The sequence below is a fragment of the Bacillus sp. EA-CB0995 genome (assembly GCF_055814245.1).
Map to the genome: position 1 here is coordinate 395,481 of NZ_CP169269.1, position 23,427 is coordinate 418,907.

General features: G+C 40.6%; 27 protein-coding genes and 2 pseudogenes. 27 read left to right on the forward strand and 2 right to left on the reverse strand.

Annotation, left to right across the window (positions count from 1 at the left end):
• Nucleotides 1–123: 123 nt before the first annotated feature.
• Both ACEWFJ_RS02150 and ACEWFJ_RS02155 read right to left on the reverse strand, forming a co-directional pair.
• Entirely contained in the window at nucleotides 124–507 is a 384-nt protein-coding gene (locus tag ACEWFJ_RS02150) for a DoxX family protein (RefSeq protein ID WP_473692311.1), read from the reverse strand.
• A 65-nt stretch (nucleotides 508–572) separates the two neighbouring features.
• Nucleotides 573–959, reverse strand: coding sequence for a DoxX family protein (locus tag ACEWFJ_RS02155; protein WP_230574288.1), 387 nt, complete (start codon nucleotides 957–959; stop codon nucleotides 573–575).
• Between the two features lie 370 nt (nucleotides 960–1,329).
• On the opposite strand from ACEWFJ_RS02155, the gene ACEWFJ_RS02160 reads away from it, so the two are divergent.
• The 27 genes and pseudogenes from ACEWFJ_RS02160 (at nucleotide 1,330) to ACEWFJ_RS02290 (ending at nucleotide 23,424) form a co-directional block, all read left to right on the forward strand.
• Nucleotides 1,330–1,827, forward strand: coding sequence for a PTS sugar transporter subunit IIA (locus ACEWFJ_RS02160; protein WP_473690175.1), 498 nt, complete (start codon nucleotides 1,330–1,332; stop codon nucleotides 1,825–1,827).
• Nucleotides 1,828–2,077: 250 nt separating this feature from the next.
• Complete coding sequence (locus tag ACEWFJ_RS02165) at nucleotides 2,078–2,518, forward strand: low molecular weight protein arginine phosphatase (protein ID WP_473690176.1); 441 nt, start codon at nucleotides 2,078–2,080, stop codon at nucleotides 2,516–2,518.
• 212 nt (nucleotides 2,519–2,730) lie between these two features.
• A complete protein-coding gene (gene rpiB / locus ACEWFJ_RS02170) occupies nucleotides 2,731–3,174 on the forward strand; it encodes a ribose 5-phosphate isomerase B (RefSeq protein WP_253630963.1) in 444 nt (147 codons plus the stop codon).
• A 66-nt stretch (nucleotides 3,175–3,240) separates the two neighbouring features.
• Nucleotides 3,241–3,813 carry a TIGR01440 family protein gene (locus tag ACEWFJ_RS02175; RefSeq protein WP_098310026.1) on the forward strand — a complete coding sequence of 191 codons (573 nt, stop codon included), beginning with the start codon at nucleotides 3,241–3,243 and terminating at the stop codon, nucleotides 3,811–3,813.
• 190 nt (nucleotides 3,814–4,003) lie between these two features.
• Entirely contained in the window at nucleotides 4,004–5,245 is a 1,242-nt protein-coding gene (glyA, locus tag ACEWFJ_RS02180; RefSeq protein ID WP_429707219.1) for a serine hydroxymethyltransferase, read from the forward strand.
• Nucleotides 5,246–5,807: 562 nt separating this feature from the next.
• Nucleotides 5,808–6,437, forward strand: coding sequence for a uracil phosphoribosyltransferase (upp, locus tag ACEWFJ_RS02185; protein ID WP_020061432.1), 630 nt, complete (start codon nucleotides 5,808–5,810; stop codon nucleotides 6,435–6,437).
• A gap of 329 nt (nucleotides 6,438–6,766) precedes the next feature.
• Nucleotides 6,767–6,880 (forward strand): annotated as a pseudogene (locus tag ACEWFJ_RS02190) (DUF4024 domain-containing protein).
• Nucleotides 6,881–6,906: 26 nt separating this feature from the next.
• Complete coding sequence (locus tag ACEWFJ_RS02195; RefSeq protein WP_141524975.1) at nucleotides 6,907–7,131, forward strand: AtpZ/AtpI family protein; 225 nt, start codon at nucleotides 6,907–6,909, stop codon at nucleotides 7,129–7,131.
• On the forward strand, nucleotides 7,131–7,523 hold the full coding sequence (locus ACEWFJ_RS02200; protein WP_098307121.1) for an ATP synthase subunit I: 393 nt from the start codon (nucleotides 7,131–7,133) through the stop codon (nucleotides 7,521–7,523). Before ACEWFJ_RS02195 ends, ACEWFJ_RS02200 begins: the two co-directional genes overlap by 1 nt.
• A gap of 7 nt (nucleotides 7,524–7,530) precedes the next feature.
• Nucleotides 7,531–8,250, forward strand: coding sequence for a F0F1 ATP synthase subunit A (gene atpB / locus ACEWFJ_RS02205; RefSeq protein WP_098307123.1), 720 nt, complete (start codon nucleotides 7,531–7,533; stop codon nucleotides 8,248–8,250).
• A 57-nt stretch (nucleotides 8,251–8,307) separates the two neighbouring features.
• Entirely contained in the window at nucleotides 8,308–8,526 is a 219-nt protein-coding gene (atpE, locus tag ACEWFJ_RS02210; RefSeq protein WP_098307126.1) for a F0F1 ATP synthase subunit C, read from the forward strand.
• A 125-nt stretch (nucleotides 8,527–8,651) separates the two neighbouring features.
• Nucleotides 8,652–9,161, forward strand: a complete 510-nt coding sequence (gene atpF, locus ACEWFJ_RS02215; protein WP_230574297.1) for a F0F1 ATP synthase subunit B — start codon at nucleotides 8,652–8,654, stop codon at nucleotides 9,159–9,161.
• Nucleotides 9,158–9,700 carry a F0F1 ATP synthase subunit delta gene (locus ACEWFJ_RS02220; protein WP_098307130.1) on the forward strand — a complete coding sequence of 181 codons (543 nt, stop codon included), beginning with the start codon at nucleotides 9,158–9,160 and terminating at the stop codon, nucleotides 9,698–9,700. Before atpF ends, ACEWFJ_RS02220 begins: the two co-directional genes overlap by 4 nt.
• Nucleotides 9,701–9,711: 11 nt before the next feature.
• Nucleotides 9,712–11,220: a F0F1 ATP synthase subunit alpha gene (atpA, locus tag ACEWFJ_RS02225; RefSeq protein WP_230574298.1), complete on the forward strand. Its 1,509-nt coding sequence runs from the start codon at nucleotides 9,712–9,714 to the stop codon at nucleotides 11,218–11,220.
• Nucleotides 11,221–11,441: 221 nt separating this feature from the next.
• Nucleotides 11,442–12,299, forward strand: coding sequence for an ATP synthase F1 subunit gamma (gene atpG / locus ACEWFJ_RS02230; protein ID WP_429707209.1), 858 nt, complete (start codon nucleotides 11,442–11,444; stop codon nucleotides 12,297–12,299).
• A 107-nt stretch (nucleotides 12,300–12,406) separates the two neighbouring features.
• Entirely contained in the window at nucleotides 12,407–13,801 is a 1,395-nt protein-coding gene (gene atpD, locus ACEWFJ_RS02235) for a F0F1 ATP synthase subunit beta (protein ID WP_429707207.1), read from the forward strand.
• A 20-nt stretch (nucleotides 13,802–13,821) separates the two neighbouring features.
• Nucleotides 13,822–14,223, forward strand: a complete 402-nt coding sequence (locus ACEWFJ_RS02240) for a F0F1 ATP synthase subunit epsilon (protein WP_429720512.1) — start codon at nucleotides 13,822–13,824, stop codon at nucleotides 14,221–14,223.
• A 249-nt stretch (nucleotides 14,224–14,472) separates the two neighbouring features.
• Nucleotides 14,473–14,841, forward strand: coding sequence for an NADH-quinone oxidoreductase subunit A (locus ACEWFJ_RS02245; protein ID WP_429707203.1), 369 nt, complete (start codon nucleotides 14,473–14,475; stop codon nucleotides 14,839–14,841).
• Nucleotides 14,832–15,350, forward strand: a complete 519-nt coding sequence (nuoB, locus tag ACEWFJ_RS02250; RefSeq protein WP_440602847.1) for an NADH-quinone oxidoreductase subunit NuoB — start codon at nucleotides 14,832–14,834, stop codon at nucleotides 15,348–15,350. Before ACEWFJ_RS02245 ends, nuoB begins: the two co-directional genes overlap by 10 nt.
• Nucleotides 15,347–16,654, forward strand: a complete 1,308-nt coding sequence (locus tag ACEWFJ_RS02255; protein ID WP_473690177.1) for an NADH-quinone oxidoreductase subunit C — start codon at nucleotides 15,347–15,349, stop codon at nucleotides 16,652–16,654. The genes nuoB and ACEWFJ_RS02255 overlap by 4 nt, the downstream gene beginning before the upstream one ends.
• A 5-nt stretch (nucleotides 16,655–16,659) precedes the next feature.
• Complete coding sequence (gene nuoD, locus ACEWFJ_RS02260; protein ID WP_429720510.1) at nucleotides 16,660–17,760, forward strand: NADH-quinone oxidoreductase subunit NuoD; 1,101 nt, start codon at nucleotides 16,660–16,662, stop codon at nucleotides 17,758–17,760.
• Entirely contained in the window at nucleotides 17,760–18,761 is a 1,002-nt protein-coding gene (nuoH, locus tag ACEWFJ_RS02265) for an NADH-quinone oxidoreductase subunit NuoH (RefSeq protein ID WP_429707263.1), read from the forward strand. Before nuoD ends, nuoH begins: the two co-directional genes overlap by 1 nt.
• 23 nt (nucleotides 18,762–18,784) lie before the next feature.
• Nucleotides 18,785–19,204 (forward strand): NADH-quinone oxidoreductase subunit NuoI, encoded by a 420-nt coding sequence (gene nuoI, locus ACEWFJ_RS02270; RefSeq protein ID WP_098307150.1) that lies wholly within the window; start codon nucleotides 18,785–18,787, stop codon nucleotides 19,202–19,204.
• A complete protein-coding gene (locus ACEWFJ_RS02275) occupies nucleotides 19,201–19,725 on the forward strand; it encodes an NADH-quinone oxidoreductase subunit J (protein ID WP_429720509.1) in 525 nt (174 codons plus the stop codon). The genes nuoI and ACEWFJ_RS02275 overlap by 4 nt, the downstream gene beginning before the upstream one ends.
• Nucleotides 19,718–20,032 carry an NADH-quinone oxidoreductase subunit NuoK gene (gene nuoK / locus ACEWFJ_RS02280; RefSeq protein ID WP_098307154.1) on the forward strand — a complete coding sequence of 105 codons (315 nt, stop codon included), beginning with the start codon at nucleotides 19,718–19,720 and terminating at the stop codon, nucleotides 20,030–20,032. Before ACEWFJ_RS02275 ends, nuoK begins: the two co-directional genes overlap by 8 nt.
• Before the next feature lie 28 nt (nucleotides 20,033–20,060).
• Nucleotides 20,061–21,925, forward strand: a pseudogene (gene nuoL, locus ACEWFJ_RS02285) (NADH-quinone oxidoreductase subunit L).
• Complete coding sequence (locus ACEWFJ_RS02290; protein WP_473690178.1) at nucleotides 21,922–23,424, forward strand: NADH-quinone oxidoreductase subunit M; 1,503 nt, start codon at nucleotides 21,922–21,924, stop codon at nucleotides 23,422–23,424. Before nuoL ends, ACEWFJ_RS02290 begins: the two are co-directional and overlap by 4 nt.
• Nucleotides 23,425–23,427 lie beyond the last annotated feature (3 nt).

Here is a 23,427-nt window from a genome sequence, read left to right on the forward strand (position 1 = left end):
CAAGCATATGCAGTCTGTTCTGAGGAACATGGGGAATTTTTGAAAGAAAATAATTGAAGGAAAAAAATCCCTCACAATTGTGAGGGACTGAGTTGATAAATATCTCGAATTCAAGATAATAAGTTAAATTAAAGTGTAAGCGCCAGGTCCAATAAGAGCAACGCCCACTGCAACTGCGATTAAGATAAGGTTATATTCAAAACCGTTTTGTGTAACCCAGTAACCATTTTTACCATGAACTGTGAAGATAGCCATTAACATTGTACCGACAATAAATAGAGCACCTACCCAAGTGAAAATACCAGCAGCAAATAAGAAACCACCTAGTAATTCAGTTGCCCCAGCCATAAACGCCATAAATACTCCTGGTCGTAAGCCGATTGATTCCATCCAGCCGCCAGTACCTTTTAAACCATAGCCGCCAAACCAGCCGAATAGTTTTTGAGCACCATGTCCCATGAATGTAACCCCAATAATAAGACGAATAATAAGAAGACCAATGTTTATCATTTTATAATACCTCCTAAAAAGTTATTTACTTATCTTATATATCTCGAATTCGAGATAATAAGTTAAATTAAAGTGTAAGCGCCAGGTCCAATAAGAGCAACGCCCACTGCAACTGCGATTAAGATAAGGTTATATTCAAAACCGTTTTGTGTAACCCAGTAACCATTTTTACCATGAACTGTGAAGATAGCTATTAACATTGTACCGACAATAAATAGAGCACCTACCCAAGTGAAAATACCAGCAGCAAATAAGAAACCACCTAGTAATTCAGTTGCCCCAGCCATAAACGCCATAAATACTCCTGGTCGTAAGCCGATTGATTCCATCCAGCCGCCAGTACCTTTTAAACCATAGCCGCCAAACCAGCCGAATAGTTTTTGAGCACCATGCCCCATGAATGTAACCCCAATAATAAGACGAATAATAAGAAGACCAATGTTCATCATTTTATAATACCTCCTAAAAAGTTATTTACTTATCTTATGTAAGTAATGATAAAATAGTTACTTATTTTAGTCAAGTAACTTTAATGAAAAATAACAAGAAATTTTACAAATGGTAAACAAAAAATAATTATGTTGTTAAGACTTCTAGACAACTGAAGAAAAAAAGGCTTAAATAGAAATGAGGAAGTTCACTTCTTTCCATTTGAATTCAGACTGTCTGAATTGACTGGAATTTTGCAAGGCGATACAATAAGGGTCTAATTGACAACTCTCTTTTTTATATCGAAAACGTTTCATGCTAGTAAAGCGAAGGGTTGTAATTATTGAGCTCAAGTGTATTGTAAGTAAGGAATATAAGGAGGATTATCCTATGTTTAAAAAATTATTTGGTCTTGGTTCTAAAACAAATGCAGAAACAATCGTAGCTCCATTAACTGGAGAAGTGAAAAATATTGAAGAAGTGCCAGATCCAGTATTCGCTGGCCGTATGATGGGAAATGGTGTTGCAATCGATCCAACTGAGGGCGTAGTAGTATCTCCAGTAGACGGTGAGATCGTGCAATTATTCCACACAAAACATGCTGTAGGTATTAAATCGAAAAACGGTGCAGAGATTTTAATCCACGTTGGATTGGAAACTGTAACAATGGCAGGCGAAGGTTTCGAAGCACATGTAGCTGAAGGACAAACTGTTAAAGTTGGCGATAAATTAATCTCTTTCGACTTAGAATTAATTCGTGAAAAAGCAAAAAGCACAATTACACCAATCGTTATTACGAACACAGATGCAACAGCATCTATTGAAACAACTATAGGCGTAACAGCTGTAAAAGGTTCAACAGGAGTAATGAAAGTAACAATGAAATAATCGTTTTGATTGATAAGGAATCCATTTCATATTTGAAGTGGATTCCTTTTTTGTGGATGAAAGAATAACAGTAGATTTTTTCCTGCCCTGTATTACTATATTGTGGTCACTTGGAAATAGAGTTTCACATGTGTAATGAGAGCACATTTCTTCTAGAAGAAATGCGTTTTTCTATATATACATTTCTTTTTTTCATTATCATTGTGCGTTATGATGAAAATAGATATTCATCATAAGGAGTTGGTGTTTGGTGAAGCAAGTATTATTCGTTTGTACAGGCAATACATGCCGCAGTCCGATGGCAGAAGCGTTATTACGGCATCATGGAGAAAAGCATTTTGAAGTGCAATCTGCGGGCGTATTTGCCGCAGTAGGCAGCGATGCATCTGCGCACGCTAAAAGTGCGTTAGAAGAAAAAGGAATTTCAATTGCACATGCTTCTCAGCAAGTGACGGAAGAGTTGCTAGAGTGGTCTGATGTTGTATTAACAATGACAACGGGGCATAAGCAGCTTTTACTGGCACATCATCCAGAAGTAAACGGAAAAGTGCATACATTATATGAATTTGTAGAAGGTACAAATAAGGACATTTCTGATCCTTTTGGCGGCTCGCTTGCTATTTATAAAGCAACGCTGGAAGAAATGGAACAACTTGTGCAAACTTTGCTGAAAAACCATTCAGAAAGTTAATGTTTCGTGTATAATACGATATTGGAGATTATATCGATTTAACGGGTAATATATCTCATATCTCAAGGGTTTGAGATGGGGTCAACTGTTCAGTTCATTGTTAGTGGGGGAGAAGAGAAACCCGCTGGCATGTGCCCGATTGGTTCAACTAACCATTCGGAGAAAAAGCATCTCCGAACGGAAGTTTCACTTTATATTTGGAGGGGTTTGGAATGAAAGTAGTAGTAGCATCTGATCATGGCGGATTAAACATTCGCAAAGAAATCGTAAATTTATTAGAAGAGTTAAATATAGAATATATTGATTTAGGTTGTGAGTGCGAAGCGGGTTCTGTAGATTACCCTGATTTTGCATTCCCAGCGGCAGAAATGGTTGCAAGTGGTGAGGTAGACCGCGGTATTTTAATTTGCGGAACAGGCATCGGTATGTCAATTGCAGCAAACAAAGTACATGGCATTCGCTGCGCATTAGTACATGATACATTTAGTGCAAAAGCAACGAGAGAACATAACGATACGAACATGTTAGCAATGGGTGAGCGTGTAATCGGAGCTGGATTAGCACGTGACATCGCGAAAATTTGGTTAACAACGGAGTATGAAGGCGGCCGTCACGAGAATCGTGTAGGGAAAATTAAAACATACGAAGCGAAGTAATCGTATTCTAACTTCTAGTAAGAGTTAATATAATTTGTTGAACCTACCTGCGAAAGGAAGAGCGTAATGAATGAAATATTACAATTGAAAGAGCAGTTGCAAACAGCGCTTTCTGAGTTTCAAGAGCAAGCTTCGCTGCGAAATGGGAACATTTTTGTTGTGGGCTGTAGTACGAGTGAAGTACTAGGTGAAAGAATTGGAACATCGGGAACGATGGAAGTAGCGGAAGCGATTTTTTCTGCGTTAAAACAATTTCAAGAGCAGTGTGGTATTGCGTTAGCGTTTCAATGCTGTGAACATTTAAACCGTGCTTTAGTTATAGAAAGAGAAATCGCAGAGAAGCACCAGTTCGAAATTGTAAATGTTACGCCTGTCAGATCAGCAGGTGGGGCTCTTGGAACATATGCATATCATAATATGAAAGATCCTGTTATCGTAGAGTTCGTAAAAGCAGATGCGGGTATTGATATTGGAGATACGTTCATTGGTATGCATTTAAAACATGTAGCTGTGCCTGTACGCACACGTGTAAAAGAAATTGGGCATGCGCATGTAACGATGGCAAAGACGCGTCCGAAGTTAATTGGCGGGGCGCGTGCAGTATATGCCGTAAAAGAGGAAACGTTTACTTGTAGTTAAGTCATAAATTTACAATAAAAAAAAGACCGGATTCGGTCTTTTTTTCTTTTATCATGTGTAGAGTCGTGTTAGAATGTAGTTGAAAACATGAAGGTTTAGAAGAATTACAACTGGAATTTTCGTTTTTTCTTGAAAAATGAAGAAAAAATATCGATAATAGATGTAATTCGTTCAGAAAAGGGGGATTTTGATGGAGAACTTAAAACGTCAAGATGAAAAGGTGTTTGCTGCAATTGAATTAGAATTAGGAAGACAGCGTTCAAAAATCGAGCTTATTGCATCTGAAAACTTCGTAAGCCAAGCCGTAATGGAAGCACAAGGTTCTGTATTAACGAACAAGTATGCAGAAGGATATCCAGGGAAACGTTATTACGGTGGTTGTGAGCATGTGGATATCGTAGAAGATATCGCACGTGACCGCGCAAAAGAAATTTTTGGCGCAGAGCACGTAAACGTTCAACCGCATTCTGGTGCACAAGCAAATATGGCTGTATACTTCACAATTCTAGAGCAAGGTGACACAGTGCTTGGTATGAACTTATCTCACGGCGGTCACTTAACACACGGAAGCCCTGTTAACTTTAGTGGTGTACAATACAACTTCATCGAATACGGTGTAGATCCTGATACACATCACATCAATTATGAAGATGTATTAGAAAAAGCGAAAGAGCATAAGCCGAAATTAATCGTTGCGGGTGCTAGTGCGTATCCTCGTGTAATTGATTTCAAAAAATTCCGTGAAATCGCTGATGAAGTTGGCGCATATTTAATGGTAGATATGGCACATATCGCGGGGCTTGTAGCAGCTGGCTTACACCCAAATCCAGTACCATACGCTGACTTTGTAACAACAACAACTCATAAAACATTACGCGGACCACGCGGTGGTATGATTTTATGTAAAGAACAATTTGCAAAACAAATTGATAAATCCATCTTCCCTGGTATTCAAGGCGGACCGCTTATGCACGTAATCGCTGCAAAGGCAGTTGCATTTGGAGAAGCATTGCAGGATGACTTCAAAACATATGCACAAAACATTATCAACAACGCAAGTCGTTTAGCAGAAGGTCTGCAAAAAGAAGGTATTACACTTGTTTCTGGTGGAACGGACAACCACTTAGTTTTAATGGATGTTCGCAATTTAAACATTACTGGAAAAGTTGCAGAGCATGTATTAGATGAAGTTGGTATTACAACAAACAAAAATACAATTCCATTTGACCCAGCTAGCCCATTTGTAACAAGCGGAGTTCGCATTGGAACTGCAGCTGTAACATCAAGAGGCTTTGGACTTGCTGAAATGGATGAAATTGCATCCATTATCGCTTACACATTAAAAAATCATGACAATGAAGCAGCGCTAGAAGCAGCACGCGTGCGTGTAAATGCTTTAACAGATAAATTCCCAATGTATAAAGAGCTATAAGAGAAAAAAGCTGTTGAAACGTATTGTTTCGGCAGCTTTTTTTATTGAATTCTTGATATATTGTTTATCCCGCTATTCGCGGGTAGTGAGCCCCACTCGCTGATAGAAGTCTCACTTTATCCCGCAGTAAGACCCCCACCTCAAGATTCAGAGAAAATCGAAGAAGATAGGTGGGGGTAGTTCAATAAAAGATAAACTTTTCATGTGTGTGTAATGAAAGTCTTGTTTATTTCGTACATTTATCATGTTCTTATGGAATATGTTTTAGTTGAAAAAGAAAATAAAAAACATTATTTTACAGGGCTTCCATAAAAATATTACATATGAGAAAGAAGAGCATGCAAAGCATCCTATGTATGTATACAAATTATGAATATATTTTAAATATATAATGAAGGATTTCGTTTCCATAATTGGTAAGGCTATTCTTGATAGAGAGAAGAAGCATTTGAAATTTTGCCAAATTCACCCTTGAATATTAGTGGCGTTTTCTTTACAATCGTACATAGTGTAAAAAACGGCGTGTCCTCACGCATCAATATCATCTGAAGGAGAGATTCACATGGGAAAATTGTATGTTTTTGATCACCCTTTAATTCAGCATAAGATTACATATATTCGCGATAAGAATACAGGTACGAAAGAATTTCGTGAGCTAGTAGATGAAGTAGCAAGTTTGATGGCGTTTGAAATTACACGCGATCTTCCGCTTGAAGAAATTGAAATTGAAACACCTGTAAGTAAAGCGAAAACAAAAGTGATTGCAGGTAAGAAGCTTGGTTTAATTCCTATTTTACGTGCGGGCTTAGGAATGGTAGATGGAATTTTGAAACTAATTCCAGCAGCGAAGGTAGGTCATATCGGTTTATATCGCGATCCAGAAACATTACAACCTGTAGAATACTATGTGAAACTTCCAACTGATGTAGAAGAACGTGACTTTATCGTACTTGATCCAATGTTAGCAACAGGTGGATCTGCATCAGAAGCAATTACTTCTTTAAAGAAGCGCGGTGCGAAACATATTAAATTAATGTGTATCGTTGGTGCTCCAGAAGGCGTAAAAGTTATTCAAGAGGACCATCCTGATGTGGATATTTATGTTGCTGCATTAGATGAAAAATTAAACGATCATGGATATGTTGTACCAGGTCTTGGAGATGCTGGTGACCGTTTATTCGGAACGAAGTAAGACAACAGACGAGAAGGATGCCTTCTCGTCTGTTTCTTTATGCAACATAACATACAGTCCAATTGCATATAATATAGAAACTTCTACTTGAGAAAGTTATATTACAGAAGGAAAACGTTATATTAGGAAAAGTTAATAGTGACAAATATGTGAACTTTTTCTTCCATTATAAAGAGAAAAGGTCTAGAAATTAGACGTTTATTAACAGTATTTTGAAGGGGAACGTTTTCATTTCTGTCAATAAATGACTAATACTCAAATTTTTTGATTTTTTTCGATTTGACGTTGACACTGTTTAATACCCTATTGTATGCTAACAACGGGGATAGATGGTAGGGTTTTCATTGACAATTTTTCATCTATTCAGTGACGAAAAAGTTAACTTTTTTATTTGACTAGGATTTATACAAAAAAATGAGTTATTATTAACGCATAGTGAATGAGGCTTTACATATGGAGGGATGAATCCTTGGAGGAAAACAAGCGTAGTCCATTTAAGGCATATGCTTTAATGACCGGAATTCTTTCTCAGCTCGTTGGTGCTATTTTAGTTGGAATTTTTGGCGGGCAATGGATTGATAGTAAGCTTGGAACGTTTCCTTTATTCCTAGTAATCGGTTTATTACTAGGTCTTGGAACAGGGGTTTATGCTATGATTCGACTCATTCGACACTTTTATTCAGGGGAGCAATGATGATAGAAGTACATGAACTTGTCCAAAGACAAAAGAAATATATGTACAACCTTCTCGCACTCTTTGTATTAGGATGGGGCTTTACCTCATACAAAGATGTCTTTCTGGGGCTGATTATCGGAACGATTTTCGGTTTTCTTAGTTTGCGCATCGTTGCACACAAGACGGACAGGCTGTTAGATCGCGTTACACAAGGAGAGAATGTAAAGTATAAAGCGACCGCAGTGAGTACATATTCGAGATTAGCCACGATAGGGTTATTAATTATATTTGCAGCGAAATATCAATATTTAATAGCGATGTGGAGCTTAGGAGTAGGATTGCTGACAGGATATCTTGTCATGATCATAGATTTTCTTTATCTACAATATAAGAGCAGGGAAGAGAGGTGAATTACTAGTGGAACACGGTAAATTAGTTGAATTTCTAGGTTTAACGTTCGACTTGTCCGCTGTTATGATGACGACTGTTGCGGCAGTAATCGTATTTATCATTGCTATGATTTGTACACGTCGCTTAGCCTTACGTCCAACAGGAATGCAAAACTTCCTTGAATGGATTATGGACTTCGTGAAGGGTATGATCAATAGTACGATGGATTGGCAAACAGGCGGACGATTTTTAACGCTTGGAGTTACACTCATTATGTACATATTTGTAGCAAACATGCTCGGTTTGCCGCTCATGCTTACGGTAGCTGAGGGTGGTGAGCACCTTGCAGGTTGGAGATCTCCAACGTCTGACCCAGCAGTTACTCTAACATTAGCCGTGATGGTAGTTGCCCTCACCCATTATTATGGAGTTAAGATGAAGGGTACGAAAGAATATTTAAGAGGCTATTTTCAACCAATGAAATTCTTATTCCCGTTAAAGGTGATTGAGGAATTTGCTAATACATTGACGTTAGGTCTTCGTTTATTTGGTAACATCTATGCTGGTGAGATTTTATTAACATTACTTGCTCAGTTAGGTGCAAGCGGTGTGTTTGGCGCGTTAGGTGCTGTTCTGCCGATGTTAGCATGGATGGGCTTCAGTATTTTCGTAGGTGCTATCCAGGCATTTATCTTTACAATGTTAACGATGGTGTACATGGCTCATAAAGTAAGCCACGACCATTAATATATTTAAAGTAAGTACAAAATTTATTTTTTAATGATAAAAAGGAGGACTTTTAAAATGAGTTTAGGTGTAATCGCAGCTGCAATCGCAATTGGTTTATCTGCATTAGGTGCTGGTATTGGTAACGGTCTTATCGTATCTCGTACAGTTGAGGGTGTTGCTCGTCAACCAGAATTACGTGGTCAACTTCAAACAATTATGTTCATCGGGGTAGCGTTAGTTGAGGCGCTTCCAATTATCGGTGTAGTAATTGCGTTTATCGTATTAAACAAATAAGGGATAGCTCCCTTACAATAAGTGGCGAAGATCGTTTTGGGACCTTCTTCGCCATTGCTGTATGAATGAAACATTACTTGTCTGTTCATTTATTTAATTTAGATTTTTGAAGGGAGTGAATCCTTGTGCCAACTCTATTATTAGGAGCTGCTGCTGTTCCATACGGAACGGTACTTTATACATTAGTCGTTTTCCTAATTCTATTAGCACTGCTTCGTAAATATGCATTTGGACCTTTAATGGGAATTATGAAGGAACGTGAAAATCATATTTCTAGCGAAATCGACGCTGCAGAAAAGAACAATGCAGAGACGAAAAAGTTAGTAGAAGAACAACGTGAAATGTTAAAGCAATCACGTGTTGAAGCGCAAGAATTGATTGAGAGAGCGAAAAAGCAAGCAGAGGATCAAAAAGAAGGTATCATTGCTGCTGCAAAAGAAGAAGCAGTATCTATTAAAGAATCTGCTGTACAAGAAATTCAACGCGAAAAAGAGCACGCGATTGCTGCTCTGCAAGAACAGGTTGCTTCTTTATCTGTACAAATTGCTTCTAAAGTAATGCAAAAAGAATTGAAAGAAGAAGACCAAGTTCAATTAATTCGCGATTATATTAAAGAGGTAGGAGAAGCGCGATGAGCAATGAGATTGTAGCTAAACGTTATGCTGTCGCTCTTTTTCAAATCGCAAAAGATAAACACGCACTAGAAATGTTTGAGGAAGAACTGCGCCTTGTACAAAGTATTTTTGTAAGTAGTAAAGAACTACATACTTTTTTAGGACAACCAAGCATTTCAAAAGAAGAGAAAAAACAATTCCTTTCTAACGTGTTTTCTACTGTTTCTCAACCAATTTTAAACACATTATATATTTTAATCGATAATCATCGCGAAACATTAGTGCCTGAAATTGTAGATACGTATGTTGCACTTGCAAACGAAGAGCGTAACGTAGCTGATGCAATTGTTTACTCTACTCGTTCTTTATCAGAAGATGAGAAGCTTAGCATTGCAGAAGTATTTGCAAAGAAAACAGGAAAAGATGCAATTCGCGTTCAAAATGTTGTAGATGAAAATTTACTAGGCGGTATTAAAGTACGCATTGGAAACCGCATTTACGACGGCAGTTTACAAAGAAAGTTAGCACGTATTCAGCGTGAACTTATGAAGAATAGATAGGGGTGAAGCGCATGAGCATCAGAGCTGAAGAAATTAGCGCACTGATAAAGCAACAAATTGAAAACTATCAATCTGAGATCGAAGTTAGCGATGTTGGTACAGTTATTCAAGTTGGTGACGGTATTGCACGTGCTCATGGTCTTGATAACGTTATGGCTGGTGAACTTGTTGAGTTCGCTAACGGCGTTATGGGACTAGCACAAAACTTAGAGGAAAATAACGTAGGTATCATTATTTTAGGACCTTATACTGAAATTCGTGAAGGTGACGAAGTACGTCGTACAGGTCGCATCATGCAAGTACCAGTAGGGGAAGAATTAATCGGCCGTGTTGTAAACCCATTAGGTCAACCAGTAGACGGTTTAGGTCCAATTAATACAACAAAAACTCGTCCAATCGAGAGCCCAGCGCCAGGTGTAATGGACCGTAAATCTGTTCATGAGCCACTTCAAACTGGTATTAAAGCGATTGATGCTCTTGTACCAATTGGTCGTGGACAACGTGAGTTAATCATCGGTGACCGCCAAACTGGTAAAACAGCTGTTGCACTTGATACAATCTTGAACCAAAAAGATCAAGATATGGTTTGTATCTATGTAGCAATCGGACAAAAAGAATCTACAGTTCGTAACGTAGTTGAAACATTACGTAAGCACGGTGCATTAGAGTACACAATCGTTGTAACTGCATCTGCTTCTCAGCCTGCTCCATTATTATACTTAGCTGCATATGCTGGTGTAACAATGGGTGAAGAGTTCATGTACAACGGCAAACACGTATTAGTTGTATATGATGACTTATCTAAACAAGCAGCTGCATACCGTGAGCTGTCATTACTATTACGTCGTCCTCCAGGTCGTGAAGCATATCCAGGGGATGTATTCTACTTACACTCCCGCTTACTAGAGCGTGCGGCAAAATTAAGTGATGCAAAAGGCGCTGGTTCTTTAACAGCATTACCTTTCATCGAAACACAAGCAGGGGACGTATCAGCTTACATCCCAACAAACGTAATCTCTATCACAGATGGACAGATTTTCTTACAATCTGATCTATTCTTCTCTGGTGTACGTCCAGCGATCGACGCAGGTACTTCTGTATCTCGTGTTGGTGGTGCGGCTCAGATCAAAGCGATGAGCAAAGTATCTGGTACACTTCGTCTTGACCTTGCATCTTATCGTGAATTAGAAGCGTTCGCTCAGTTCGGTTCTGACCTTGATAAAGCAACACAAGCGAAATTAAACCGTGGTGCACGTACAGTAGAAGTATTAAAACAAGGCTTACATAAGCCATTAAAAGTAGAAAAACAAGTTATGATTCTTTACGCATTAACACGCGGATTCTTAGATGATATCCCAGTAGCGGACATCACTCGTTTCGAAGAGGAGTTCCATGCTTGGTTAGACACAAATGCTACTGAATTATTAACTGAAATTCGTACAACAACAAAACTTGCTGAAGACGAAAAAATGGCAGCAGCTATCAACGGCTTCAAAAAAGTTTTCGTAGCATCTGAATAATAATAAAAAGCAGAGCCGGCTCTTGTAGCCGCTCTACTTAAATATAGAAACAGGTAACTCTTACATAGAGTGCTAACGGATATGTAGAGGAAAAGAGTAGGTGCACCTATTCTTTTCCTTCAATCATGAACAAGTATAACTTGTTAATTAGATTGGGAAGATGAACAAACGGAGAGTCTTTCTAATCATGCCAACTTCCGGAAAAAAGGTGGTGAAAACCTGTGGCATCTTTACGCGATATAAAAGCAAAAATTAACTCGACAAAGAAAACGAGTCAAATTACGAAAGCGATGCAGATGGTATCTGCATCAAAATTAAACCGTGCAGAGCAAAATGCTAAATCTTTCGTTCCGTATATGAATAAGATTCAAGAAGTAGTAGCGGATATAGCGCAAGGTAGCGGGGTAAATCATCCAATGCTAACAGCGCGTCCTGTGAAGCGAACAGGATATATTGTTATTACATCGGATCGCGGACTAGCAGGTGGATATAACAGTAACGTTTTACGTGCAGTAAGCAACGTAGTGAAAGAGCGTCACAACATGGATGCAAACCAGTACGCGATTATTGTACTAGGACGTCTAGGCCGTGATTATTTAAAACGTCGTGGTTTTAATATCATTGATGAAGTAATTGGGTTATCTGATCAACCAGTATTTGCTGATATTAAAGATATTGCTTCAAGAGCAATTTCTATGTTTACAGATGGTGCTTATGATGAATTATATATTTATTACAATCATTATGTAAGTAAGATTTCACAAGAAGTAACGGAGAAGAAAATTTTACCGCTTACTGATGTGACATCTGAAAAAGCAAAAACTTCATATGAGTTTGAACCGTCTGAAGAAGATATTTTAAAAGTATTATTGCCTCAATACGCAGAAAGCTTAGTGTACGGTGCATTGCTAGACGGTAAAGCAAGCGAGCACGCAGCGCGTATGACAGCAATGAAAAGTGCTACAGACAACGCAATGGAAGTTATCGATACACTTACACTTTCTTTCAACCGCGCTCGTCAAGCAGCGATTACGCAAGAAATTACGGAAATCGTCGGCGGTGCAGCAGCGTTAGAATAGTATTAAAAAGCAGAAGCGATATTTCAAAGCGAAATAAAATAAAAAAATTCAAAGCCGACTGTTCGTAGAAAAGCTGGCTAATTTAAAGAAAGCTAGGAGGGAACCCGATGAATAAAGGGCGCGTTACGCAAATCATGGGTCCGGTTGTAGACGTTAAGTTTGACGGCGGAAAGCTACCTGAAATCTACAATGCCCTTAAAATTAAACAAGATGCAATTAACTTAACTTTAGAAGTTGCGATTCATCTTGGTGATAATACAGTTCGTACAGTAGCAATGTCTTCTACAGACGGACTTGTACGCGGTACAGAAGTAGAAGATACTGGTAAGCCAATCGCTGTTCCAGTTGGTGATGCAACACTTGGCCGTGTATTTAACGTATTAGGTGATGCAATTGACTTAGGTGAAGCAGTAGCAGCGGATGTACGCCGTGATCCAATTCACCGTCAAGCACCTGCATTTGAAGAGTTATCTACAAAAGTAGAAATTCTTGAAACTGGTATTAAAGTAGTAGACTTATTAGCTCCTTATATTAAAGGTGGTAAAATCGGTCTATTCGGTGGTGCCGGTGTAGGTAAAACAGTATTAATCCAAGAATTAATTAACAACATCGCACAAGAACACGGCGGTATCTCTGTATTCGCTGGTGTAGGTGAGCGTACTCGTGAAGGTAACGACTTATACCATGAAATGAGTGATTCTGGCGTAATCAAGAAAACAGCGATGGTATTCGGACAAATGAACGAGCCGCCTGGAGCACGTCAACGTGTTGCATTAACAGGTTTAACAATGGCTGAACATTTCCGTGATGAGCAAGGACAAGACGTACTTCTGTTCATCGATAATATCTTCCGTTTCACGCAAGCTGGTTCTGAAGTATCTGCCCTTCTTGGTCGTATGCCATCTGCGGTAGGTTACCAACCAACACTTGCAACTGAAATGGGTCAATTACAAGAGCGTATTACATCAACAAATAAAGGGTCTATCACGTCTATCCAAGCGGTATATGTACCAGCCGATGACTACACTGACCCAGCACCAGCAACAACATTCGCTCACTTAGATGCAACAACAAACTTAGAGCGTCGTTTAACACAAATGGGTATTTACCCAGCGGTAGACCCATTAGCGTCTACATCTCGTGCACTTTCTCCAGAAATCGTTGGAGAAGAGCATTATGAAGTTGCTCGTCAAATTCAGCAAACATTACAACGTTATAAAGAGCTTCAAGATATCATCGCTATCTTAGGTATGGACGAGTTATCTGAAGAAGATAAATTAGTTGTACATCGTGCTCGTCGCGTTCAGTTCTTCTTATCACAGAACTTCCACGTAGCAGAGCAATTTACAGGTCAAAAAGGATCTTATGTACCTGTAAAAGACACAGTTCGTGGATTCAAAGAAATTCTAGAAGGAAAACATGATGACCTTCCAGAGGACGCATTCCGTCTTGTTGGTGGTATTGAAGAAGTTGTTGAAAACGCGAAGAAAATGATGGCGTAAGGCCTTAGGAGGGACGAATTATGAAGACATTTCCAGTCAGTATTGTAACTCCTGATGGACCGGTTTACGAAAATGAAGTTGAAATGGTAAGCGTAAAAGCAGAGAGCGGGGAAATGGGGATCTTGCCAGGTCACATTCCAACTGTTGCACCACTTAAGGTTAGTGCAATTCGCTTGAAAAATGGTGGACATACAGATTACGTAGCAGTTAGCGGTGGCTTTATTGAAGTTCGCCCTGAGAAAGTAACAGTATTAGCACCATCTGCTGAAACAGCAAGTCATATCGACGTTCATCGTGCAAATGAAGCGAAGCGCCGCGCTGAGCAACGTATGCAAGATAAACAAGCACATGTTGACTTCAAACGTGCAGAAATGGCACTACAACGTGCAGTGAACCGTTTGAACGTTTCAAATATGAAGTAATGAAAAAAGCCGTAAAGGGATGAACCTTTACGGCTTTTTTTATAGTTATCCCGCAGAAGTATGAATACCATGTTCTTTTAAGTTTTTGTTCCTTTTTCTTTTTCCCAATATATCGACATAGGAATTTAGAATTTGATATAATAACTATAATTGCATTATTTAGAAAAATTAAAAAAATAATAAATGGTGCAAATCAATCATAACGTTTACTGAGTGAACTTGTATTTGTGAGGGGGAGAGAGTTTCACAATGGAAAATGTATATGAAAATAGTTATATGATTGTCGTCATTTTTTTGCTATTAGGTATATTACTGCCGATTGTAGCACTCACATTGGGAAAGTTGCTGCGTCCACATAAACCGAGTACAGCGAAGAAAACAACATATGAAAGTGGAATTGAGCCGTTTCATGATGCAAACGTCCGCTTCCATGCCCGTTATTATATTTTTGCATTGCTTTTTGTCATTTTTGATGTAGAAACTGTATTTTTATATCCTTGGGCGGTAGCGTATGACAAGCTGGGTCTATTTGCATTAGTGGAGATGCTCATTTTTGTTATTATGTTACTCATTGGTCTTGCATATGCTTGGAAAAAGAAGGTGTTACAATGGCTATAAATTTTGGAGATATTCATCCACAAGAACGCGCTGAATTAGAAAGAAATATATTTTTTACGACGCTTGAGCAAGTAAAGGGCTGGGCTCGCAGTAATTCGCTATGGCCGATGACATTTGGACTGGCATGCTGTGCGATTGAGATGATGGGAGTCGGCTCTTCGCACTATGATTTAGATCGATTTGGTTCTTTCTTCCGTACATCACCACGTCAATCAGATGTCATGATTGTATCTGGAACAGTAACGAAGAAAATGGCACCAATCGTTCGTCGTTTATATGATCAAATGCCAGAACCGAAGTGGGTCATTGCAATGGGATCTTGTGCAACGGCAGGAGGACCATATGTGAATTCGTATGCTGTTGTAAAAGGGGTGGATCAAATCGTACCAGTGGATGTATACATTCCGGGCTGTCCACCAAATCCAGCAGCTTTAATTTACGGTATTAATAAATTAAAAGAGAAAATTCGTTACGAAGCAAAGACAGGGAAGCAGGTGACGAATAAATGAGCGACCAAGATAAAAATATAGATGATGCGAAAAAAGAGGCAGCAAGACGTGCAAAGGAAGAAGCGCAGAAGCGACTGGCGGCACGTCAGGAAAATGAGATTCAAATTGTAGAAGAAAAAGAGAAAGCGCTATCAAATGAGAATGAAATAGATGTAGCAGAAGTAAAACGCCGCGCAGCAGAGGAAGCAAAAGCGAAGGCGGCAGCGCTAGCGAAGCAGAAGGAAAAGGAAGAAGAATCGCCGGAAGACGATGAGAAGGCCAAAGCAATTGCGGAAGCGAAAGTAAAGGCAGCGGCAGCAGCAAAAGCGAAGGCGGCAGCACTAGCGAAGCAAAAAGAAAAAGAAGAAGAATCGCCGGAAGACGATGAGAAGGCCAAAGCAATTGCGGAAGCGAAAGCAAAGGCAGCGGCAGCAGCAAAAGCGAAGGCGGCAGCACTAGCGAAGCAAAAAGAAAAAGAAGAAGAATCGCCGGAAGACGATGAGAAGGCCAAAGCAATTGCGGAAGCGAAAGCAAAGGCAGCGGCAGCAGCAGCAGCAAAAGCGAAGGCGGCAGCACTAGCGAAGCAAAAAGAAAAAGAAGAAGAAGAAGAATCGCCGGAAGACGATGAGAAGGCCAAAGCAATTGCGGAAGCGAAAGCAAAAGCAGCAGCAGCGGCAAAAGCAAAGGCGGCGGCGCTAGCGAAGCAAATGGGAACAGAAGAAGCCCCGGAAGACGATGAGAAGGCCAAAGCAATTGCGGCAGCGAAGGCCAAAGCAGCGGCCGCGGCAAAGGCTCGGGCGGCTGGAGAAAAGAAAGAGGAAGAAGAACAGAAAGTAGAAGAGCCGTCACGAAATCAGCCATATTTAGATGCGTACGTTCAGGCAGTTGCAGCAAAATTTGGTGAAGGTGTGTTAGAAGATTTCTATATTAATACATTGTCCAAGGATGTGCCAACGCTTATTGTGAAGCTGAAGCATTACTATGAAGTGATGGAACTTTTAAAGGTGGATCCCGAATTTGCATTCGATTATATGTCAGAATTGCATGCGACAGATTTTGTAACGCATATGGAAGTTTACGTGCATTTATTTTCTTATGGCAAGAGGCAATCTGTAGCGGTAAAAGTAAAGCTTAACCGGGACGAGCCGAAAGTGTCTTCTATTGCACCGTTATGGAGCGGGGCAGATTGGCCGGAGCGCGAGGCGTATGATTTACTTGGCGTTGTGTTTGAAGGGCATCCAAATTTAAAACGTATTTTGATGCCGGATGATTGGATTGGCTATCCGCTGCGAAAAGATTACGAGCCTTTTGATGTGGAGGTGTAGCAAATATGATTCGTACAGAAGAAATGCTTTTAAATGTAGGGCCGCAGCATCCGAGTACGCACGGTGTATTTCGGCTCGTTATTAAAATTGACGGAGAAATAATTAAAGAAGCTACGCCTGTCATTGGATATTTGCACCGCGGCACAGAGAAAATTGCGGAAAGCTTGCAGTATACGCAAATTATTCCGTACACAGACCGAATGGATTATTTATCAGCGATGACAAATAACTATGTCATTTGTCACGCGGTTGAGACGATGATGGGACTGGAAATACCAGAGCGTGCTGAATATTTGCGCGTACTTGCAATGGAACTTGGGCGCGTGGCGAGTCACCTCGTTTGGTGGGGTACAAATTTGCTTGATATCGGAGCGGTGAGTCCGTTCTTATATGCATTTCGTGAACGCGAGATGATTATTAACCTACTGAACGAATTATGCGGAGCACGTTTAACATTTAACTATATGCGTGTTGGCGGGGTGAAGTGGGATGCGCCGGACGACTGGATTGAAAAAGTGCGCGAGTTTGTTCCATATATGAGGGAGCAGCTAAAGGGATATCACGACCTTGTGAGCGGCAATGAAATTTTCTTAAACCGTGTAAAAGGAGTCGGTATTTATTCGGCAGAGGATGGGCTGCAATATTCATTAAGCGGAGCGAACCTGCGCTGCACAGGTGTGAAATGGGATCTTCGCAAAGACGAACCGTACTCGATTTATGACCGTTTTGATTTTGATGTTCCGGTCGGTAAAGTAGGCGATGCTTGGGACCGTTACGTTTGCAGGATGGAGGAAATTGAAGAGTCGCTGAAAATCATTGAGCAAGCGGTAGAGCAGTTTCCAAAAGAAGGAGCTATCTTAGCGAAGGTGCCGAAGATTATTAAAGCACCAAAAGGTGAGGCGTTCGTTCGAATTGAATCACCGCGCGGAGAGATTGGCTGTTACATTGCGAGCGATGGAAAGAAAGAGCCGTACCGCTTAAAGTTCCGCCGTCCATCTTTTTATAATCTACAAATCTTACCAAAGATTTTGAAAGGCGAGAATATCGCAAACTTAATTACAATCTTAGGCGGCGTTGATATTGTACTTGGGGAGGTTGATGGATGATGATACAAAACCTCTTAGAGTCACCCGCAAGCTGGACGAATTTTCTTATCTTTTTCGGATTAGCAACGTTGTTATTGTTTGTCGTTCTTGGTTTTGTTACATATGGGATTTTAGCAGAGCGAAAAGTAATGGGATTTATGCAAGGGCGCATAGGACCAAACCAAGTGGGAGGCCGTTTTGGACTCCTGCAAACAGTAGCGGACGTGTTAAAGCTCCTGTTAAAAGAAGATACGATTCCGAAAGCTGCTGATAAACCCCTCTTCATATTAGCACCTGTCATTGCGTTTGCGCCCGCATTTATGGTATTAGCAGTGATTCCATTTACAGATAAATTGCAGTTTGCTGATATTGGTGTTGGCTTACTGTATTACATTGCAATCTCTGGTATTACAACAATTGGCGTTGTAACTGGAGGCTGGGCGTCTAACAATAAATACTCCTTACTAGGAGGAATGCGCGCCGCAGCGCAAATGATTTCCTATGAAATTCCACTTGTTATGAGCGTAATTGGAATAATTCTTCTAACGGGCAGCTTGAATTTAAATGAAATTGTCGAGGCGCAAAAAGGGGTTTGGTTCATTTTCGTGCAGCCAGTTGGTTTTGTCGTATTCTTAATCGCAGCTGTTGCCGAATTGAACCGGACGCCGTTTGATTTACCAGAAGCTGAATCGGAGCTTGTTTCTGGATACCATACAGAATACTCGGGATTCCGCTGGGCGTTCTTCATGCTTTCTGAGTACGTGTATTTCTTTGGAATGGCATCGCTTATGACGGTACTATTTTTAGGGGGATGGCAGCCAATTCCGTTTCTATCGTTTATTCCAGGTGCCGTTTGGTTTGCGCTAAAATTTAGTGCTGTTGTGTTTCTATTAATTTGGTTCCGCGTGACGTTTCCGCGTATACGAGGCGATCAATTGATGGAGTTTGGCTGGAAAGTACTATTGCCAGTAGCGCTTGCGAATATTTTCTTAGCTGCATTCATAAAAGAATTGTTCTTCTAATCTAAAAAGGGGGTAGGAGTACAATGAAAGGATTATTTAAAGGTTTAAAGTATACGCTTAGTAACTTAAGTAAGAAGAAAGTAACGTATGACTATCCAAATCAGCCACTACCACTTCCAGATCGCTTTCGCGGCATTCAAAAGTTTTATCCAGAAAAATGTATTGTTTGCAATCAATGCGCAAATATTTGTCCGACAGACTGTATTCAACTAACAGGGAAAAAGCATCCGGATCCAGAGAAGAAAGGGAAGATCATTGATACGTATGATATTAACTTCGAAATTTGTATTCTTTGCGATCTTTGTACAGAAGTTTGCCCGACAGAAGCGATTGTGATGACAAATAACTTTGAGCTAGCGGAATATACACGTGATGATTTATTTAAAAATTTACAGTGGCTGGATGAAAATGATCAAAATGTGAGAAGGGAGAATAAAGCATGAATGGCGAGTTAGTAGCATTTTTAGCATTAGCCCTGCTTGCGATGATGGGCGGTGTACTTATGTTGAACTTAAAGAAAGTGATGCATATGATGCTCGCTCTAGTGTTTACGTTCCTTAGTATTGCTGGGCTTTATTTTATGTTATCAGCAGAGTTTGTCGGGGTTGTCCAAATTTTGATTTACTCCGGTGCGATTACGATTATTATGATTTTTGGCATTATGTTAACGAAGCATAATGATGAGGAAGAAACGCGTTTTGGTTGGCGGAAATTATTTGTCTTTCTTGCAGTTACAGTATTCGGTGCGGTGATGTATTTTGCGGTGAATAACGTAGGTTTTGAGAATCGAAGCGTTCAAGATGGGGTACTGCTTCATGAGCAAAATACACTTCAAATTGGAGAATTGTTGTATTCGAAATATATAATACCGTTCGAGTTAACGTCTGTTTTGTTACTTGTTGCTCTTGTTGGCGCAATTGTACTTGCGAAGAAGGATGAGAAAGAGGGGGATTCGCATGAGTAGCATTCCAGCTTCTGCGTACCTGACGCTTGCGATTATACTGTTTTGCATCGGTTTATTTGGGGCATTAACGAAGCGTAATACAGTAATTGTATTGGTTTGTATTGAACTGATGCTGAACGCGGCGAATTTAAATTTAGTTGCCTTTAGCAAATTAGGGATGTTTCCAAATTTAAAGGGACAAATTTTTGCACTGTTTACAATGTCCGTCGCTGCAGCAGAAGCTGCGGTTGGCTTGGCAATTTTAATCGCTTTATACAGAAACCGCGCAACGGTTAATACAGATGAAATGGATTCGTTAAAGCATTAATGTTGTGACCGAAAAGGGGGAGAAACTAATGATGGACTATGCATGGCTAATACCGCTTTTCCCGCTTGTATCTTTCGTTGTACTCTTGATGTTTGGTAAGAAGCTGAAAGAAGGAAGTAGTTGGCTTGGCACCTTTCTCGCTTTTCTTTCATTTGCGGGTGCGGTACTTGTATTAATAGAACGGCTATCGGCAGAAACGGTAAAACAGCAATGGACATGGCTGCAAATCGGAGATGTGAATATTTCCTTCGGCTTTGAAGTAAATGCGTTAAACGCATTGATGCTCTTTATTGTCACACTTGTGAGCTTGCTCGTTCATATGTATTCGAAAGGGTATATGCAAGGTGATGAAAGGTTCCATATTTTTTATGCATACTTAGGGTTATTTACGTTTGCGATGCTTGGGCTTGTGATTTCAACTAACTTATTGCAGCTTTATATATTCTGGGAGTTAGTCGGACTCGGTTCCTTCTTGCTAATTGGTTTCTATTTCTTTAAAGAAGAAGCAAAGGCAGCTGCAAAAAAGCGTTTATTATGACGCGTATTGGGGATGTCGGCTTGTTTATCGGGATGATTCTATTATTCTGGCAAGTTGGCAGCTTTGACTACGATGCAATCTTCCAGGCGGTACAAGCTGGAGAGATTTCAGGAACGATGATTACACTAACGGCGATTTTAATCTTTGTCGGCGCAATGGGGAAGTCCGGTCAGTTTCCGCTGCATACGTGGCTTCCGGATGCGATGGAGGGCCCGACGCCAGTATCAGCGCTTATCCACGCAGCAACAATGGTTGCTGCTGGGGTATATTTGGTTGCTACCATGTTTCCGCTTTTCTCAGCGAGCGAAGCAGCGATGCAAACTGTTGCCATCGTTGGCGGCGTTACGGCAATTTTTGCGGCATCCATTGGTTTAGTGCAAACAGACATTAAGCGTGTGCTAGCTTATTCCACAGTAAGTCAGCTTGGCTATATGATGCTTGCATTAGGTTCGGCAGGGTACGTGGCTGGTGTTTTTCATTTAACGACGCACGCGTTCTTTAAGGCATTATTATTCTTAGCAGCCGGAAGTGTCATTCATGCCGTACATACGCAAAACATCGAAGAAATGGGCGGCTTGTTTAAGAAAATGAAAATAACCGGCTCGTTGTTTTTAATTGGTACGCTTGCAATTAGCGGTGTTCCGCTATTTTCTGGATTCTTTAGTAAGGATGAAATTTTAGCGGCGACGTGGGAACGCGGCAATTACGGTTTATTCGTCCTTGCGGTGATTGCAGCTTTCTTCACGGCCTTCTATATGTTCCGCCTTTACTTCCTTGTCTTTACGGGAGAAGCGCGCGGGGAACAGAAGAATGTGCATGAATCTCCGGGCGTGATGACAGTGCCGATGATGGTTCTTGGCATCTTAGCCGTTATAGCGGGTTATGTGAATACACCTTGGTTCGGAACATTTCTTGGCGATTGGCTTACAAAAGACGTAGCGTTTCAGGTGAAGCAAGTCCATGGCCCGGCCTGGATCATGATTGTGGCCACGCTCGTTTCGTTAGCAGGGATTGTCTTAGCGTATTTGATATATGGAAAACGCACAATTTCCCGTGATTGGATTGGCGGCGAGAGGACCGCAATATACAGCTTGCTGAAGGAGAAATATTATATTGATGAATTGTATAGCGTAACAGTGCTTCCGCTCGTGAAAGGAACTGCATATGTGTTGCACTTTTTTGAAACGTATGTTGTCGAAGGGATTGCGAAGCTAGTCGCTGGCATTGTAAGAGGTGTGAGCGCGGCCTTATCAAAATTGCAAAACGGGCAAGTACAAATGTACGGCACAGTTACAGCTATTTGTTTAGCTGCATTAGTAATGATTCTGCTATTGACAGGGGGGCATGGACAATGAGTTCCTTTCTATTATCTTTCTTCATTTTCTCCCCGCTGTTAGGTATCATACTGTTGGCTTTTGTACCGAAGACAGAAGAGAGAGCGGCGAGGATTGTTGGTCTGCTGGGCACATTACTTCCCCTCGGGTCCGCGCTCTTTATTGGGATTACATATGCATCGGGAACAAGTTTAACGATCTTTGCTGAGAAGGTAAAGTGGATTCAATTTGGTCGCTTTCCAGGTATGGAGAAAGAATTGTTTACGATTTATTATGAGCTTGGCATTGACGGTTTCTCGCTCGTTATGATGCTTCTGACAGCATTGTTAGCGACATTAGCGGCCATTACGGCATTTTCTATTACAAAGCGTGTAAAAGGTTTCTATATGTTACTGCTTATGCTTGAAATCGGAATGCTTGGTGTCTTCGCTGCTGAAAACTTGATGCTGTTCTTCGTTTTCTTTGAAATTACATTGCCAGCTATGTTTCTACTCGTTGGCAAATGGGGGAAATTTAGCAGTGAAAAAGCAGCATACAGCTATTTGATTTATAACGGCATTGGTTCTGCAATTTTGCTCATTGCCTTTTCGATTTTATTTGCGAGAGCAGGTACAACGAATATAGCAGAGCTGCAAGCCGTTTTAGCAGGAAAAGAAATGACAACAGTCGGTGAATTGTCTGATTCGTTGCAGCTTGGTTTATTTTTAGCGATTATGGTTGCGTTTATGATTAAGCTTCCGGTCTTTCCGCTTCACCGCTGGATGGTAAACGTTCACGTGCAAGCACACCCGGCAATTGTTATGCTGCACGCGGGTGTTCTCTTAAAGATTGGGGCGTACGGGATTGTCCGTTTTGGAATAGGGCTCTTCCCATCACAATTTGAAAAGTTTGCGTTTGTCTTAGGGATTTTAGGGGTTATCAACTTACTGTACGGTGCATTGTTAGCGTTTGTTCAAACAGATTTTCGAAAAGTGCTCGCATATTCAAGTATTTCGCATATGGGAATTGTGCTAATCGGTTTAGCTGCGCTGAACGAGGCAGGGATGAAGGGCGCATTGTTCCAAGTTGTTTCCCACGGTTTAATCGCGGCGCTGTTATTCTTCCTTCTTGGCGTCATCGAGCAGCGCTTTGGCACTTCTGACATTACAAAGCTTGGCGGCTTAGCAAAGCAAGTACCAATCCTTAGCGGTTTCTTATTAGCAGGAAGTATGGCTTCGCTCGGACTTCCTGGAATGTCTGGTTTTGTGAGTGAATTTCTAGCGTTTCTTGGCTTGTTTCAAGCGCACCCAATCTTAGCGGCGATCGGAGCAATCGGTATTATTTTAACAGCGGTGTATGTACTCCGGGCAGTTATGCAAGTTACGTTCGGACAAAGGGAATGCGAAGCGAAAAGCGATATGCGCGGAGTGGATTATATTCCCGTTGTGATCTTGCTGGCGTGTATTCTAATCATCGGTATCGTGCCAGATGTACTTGGTGAACCGCTTCGTGACACATTACAATCGTTAGGAGGTAGATAGAAT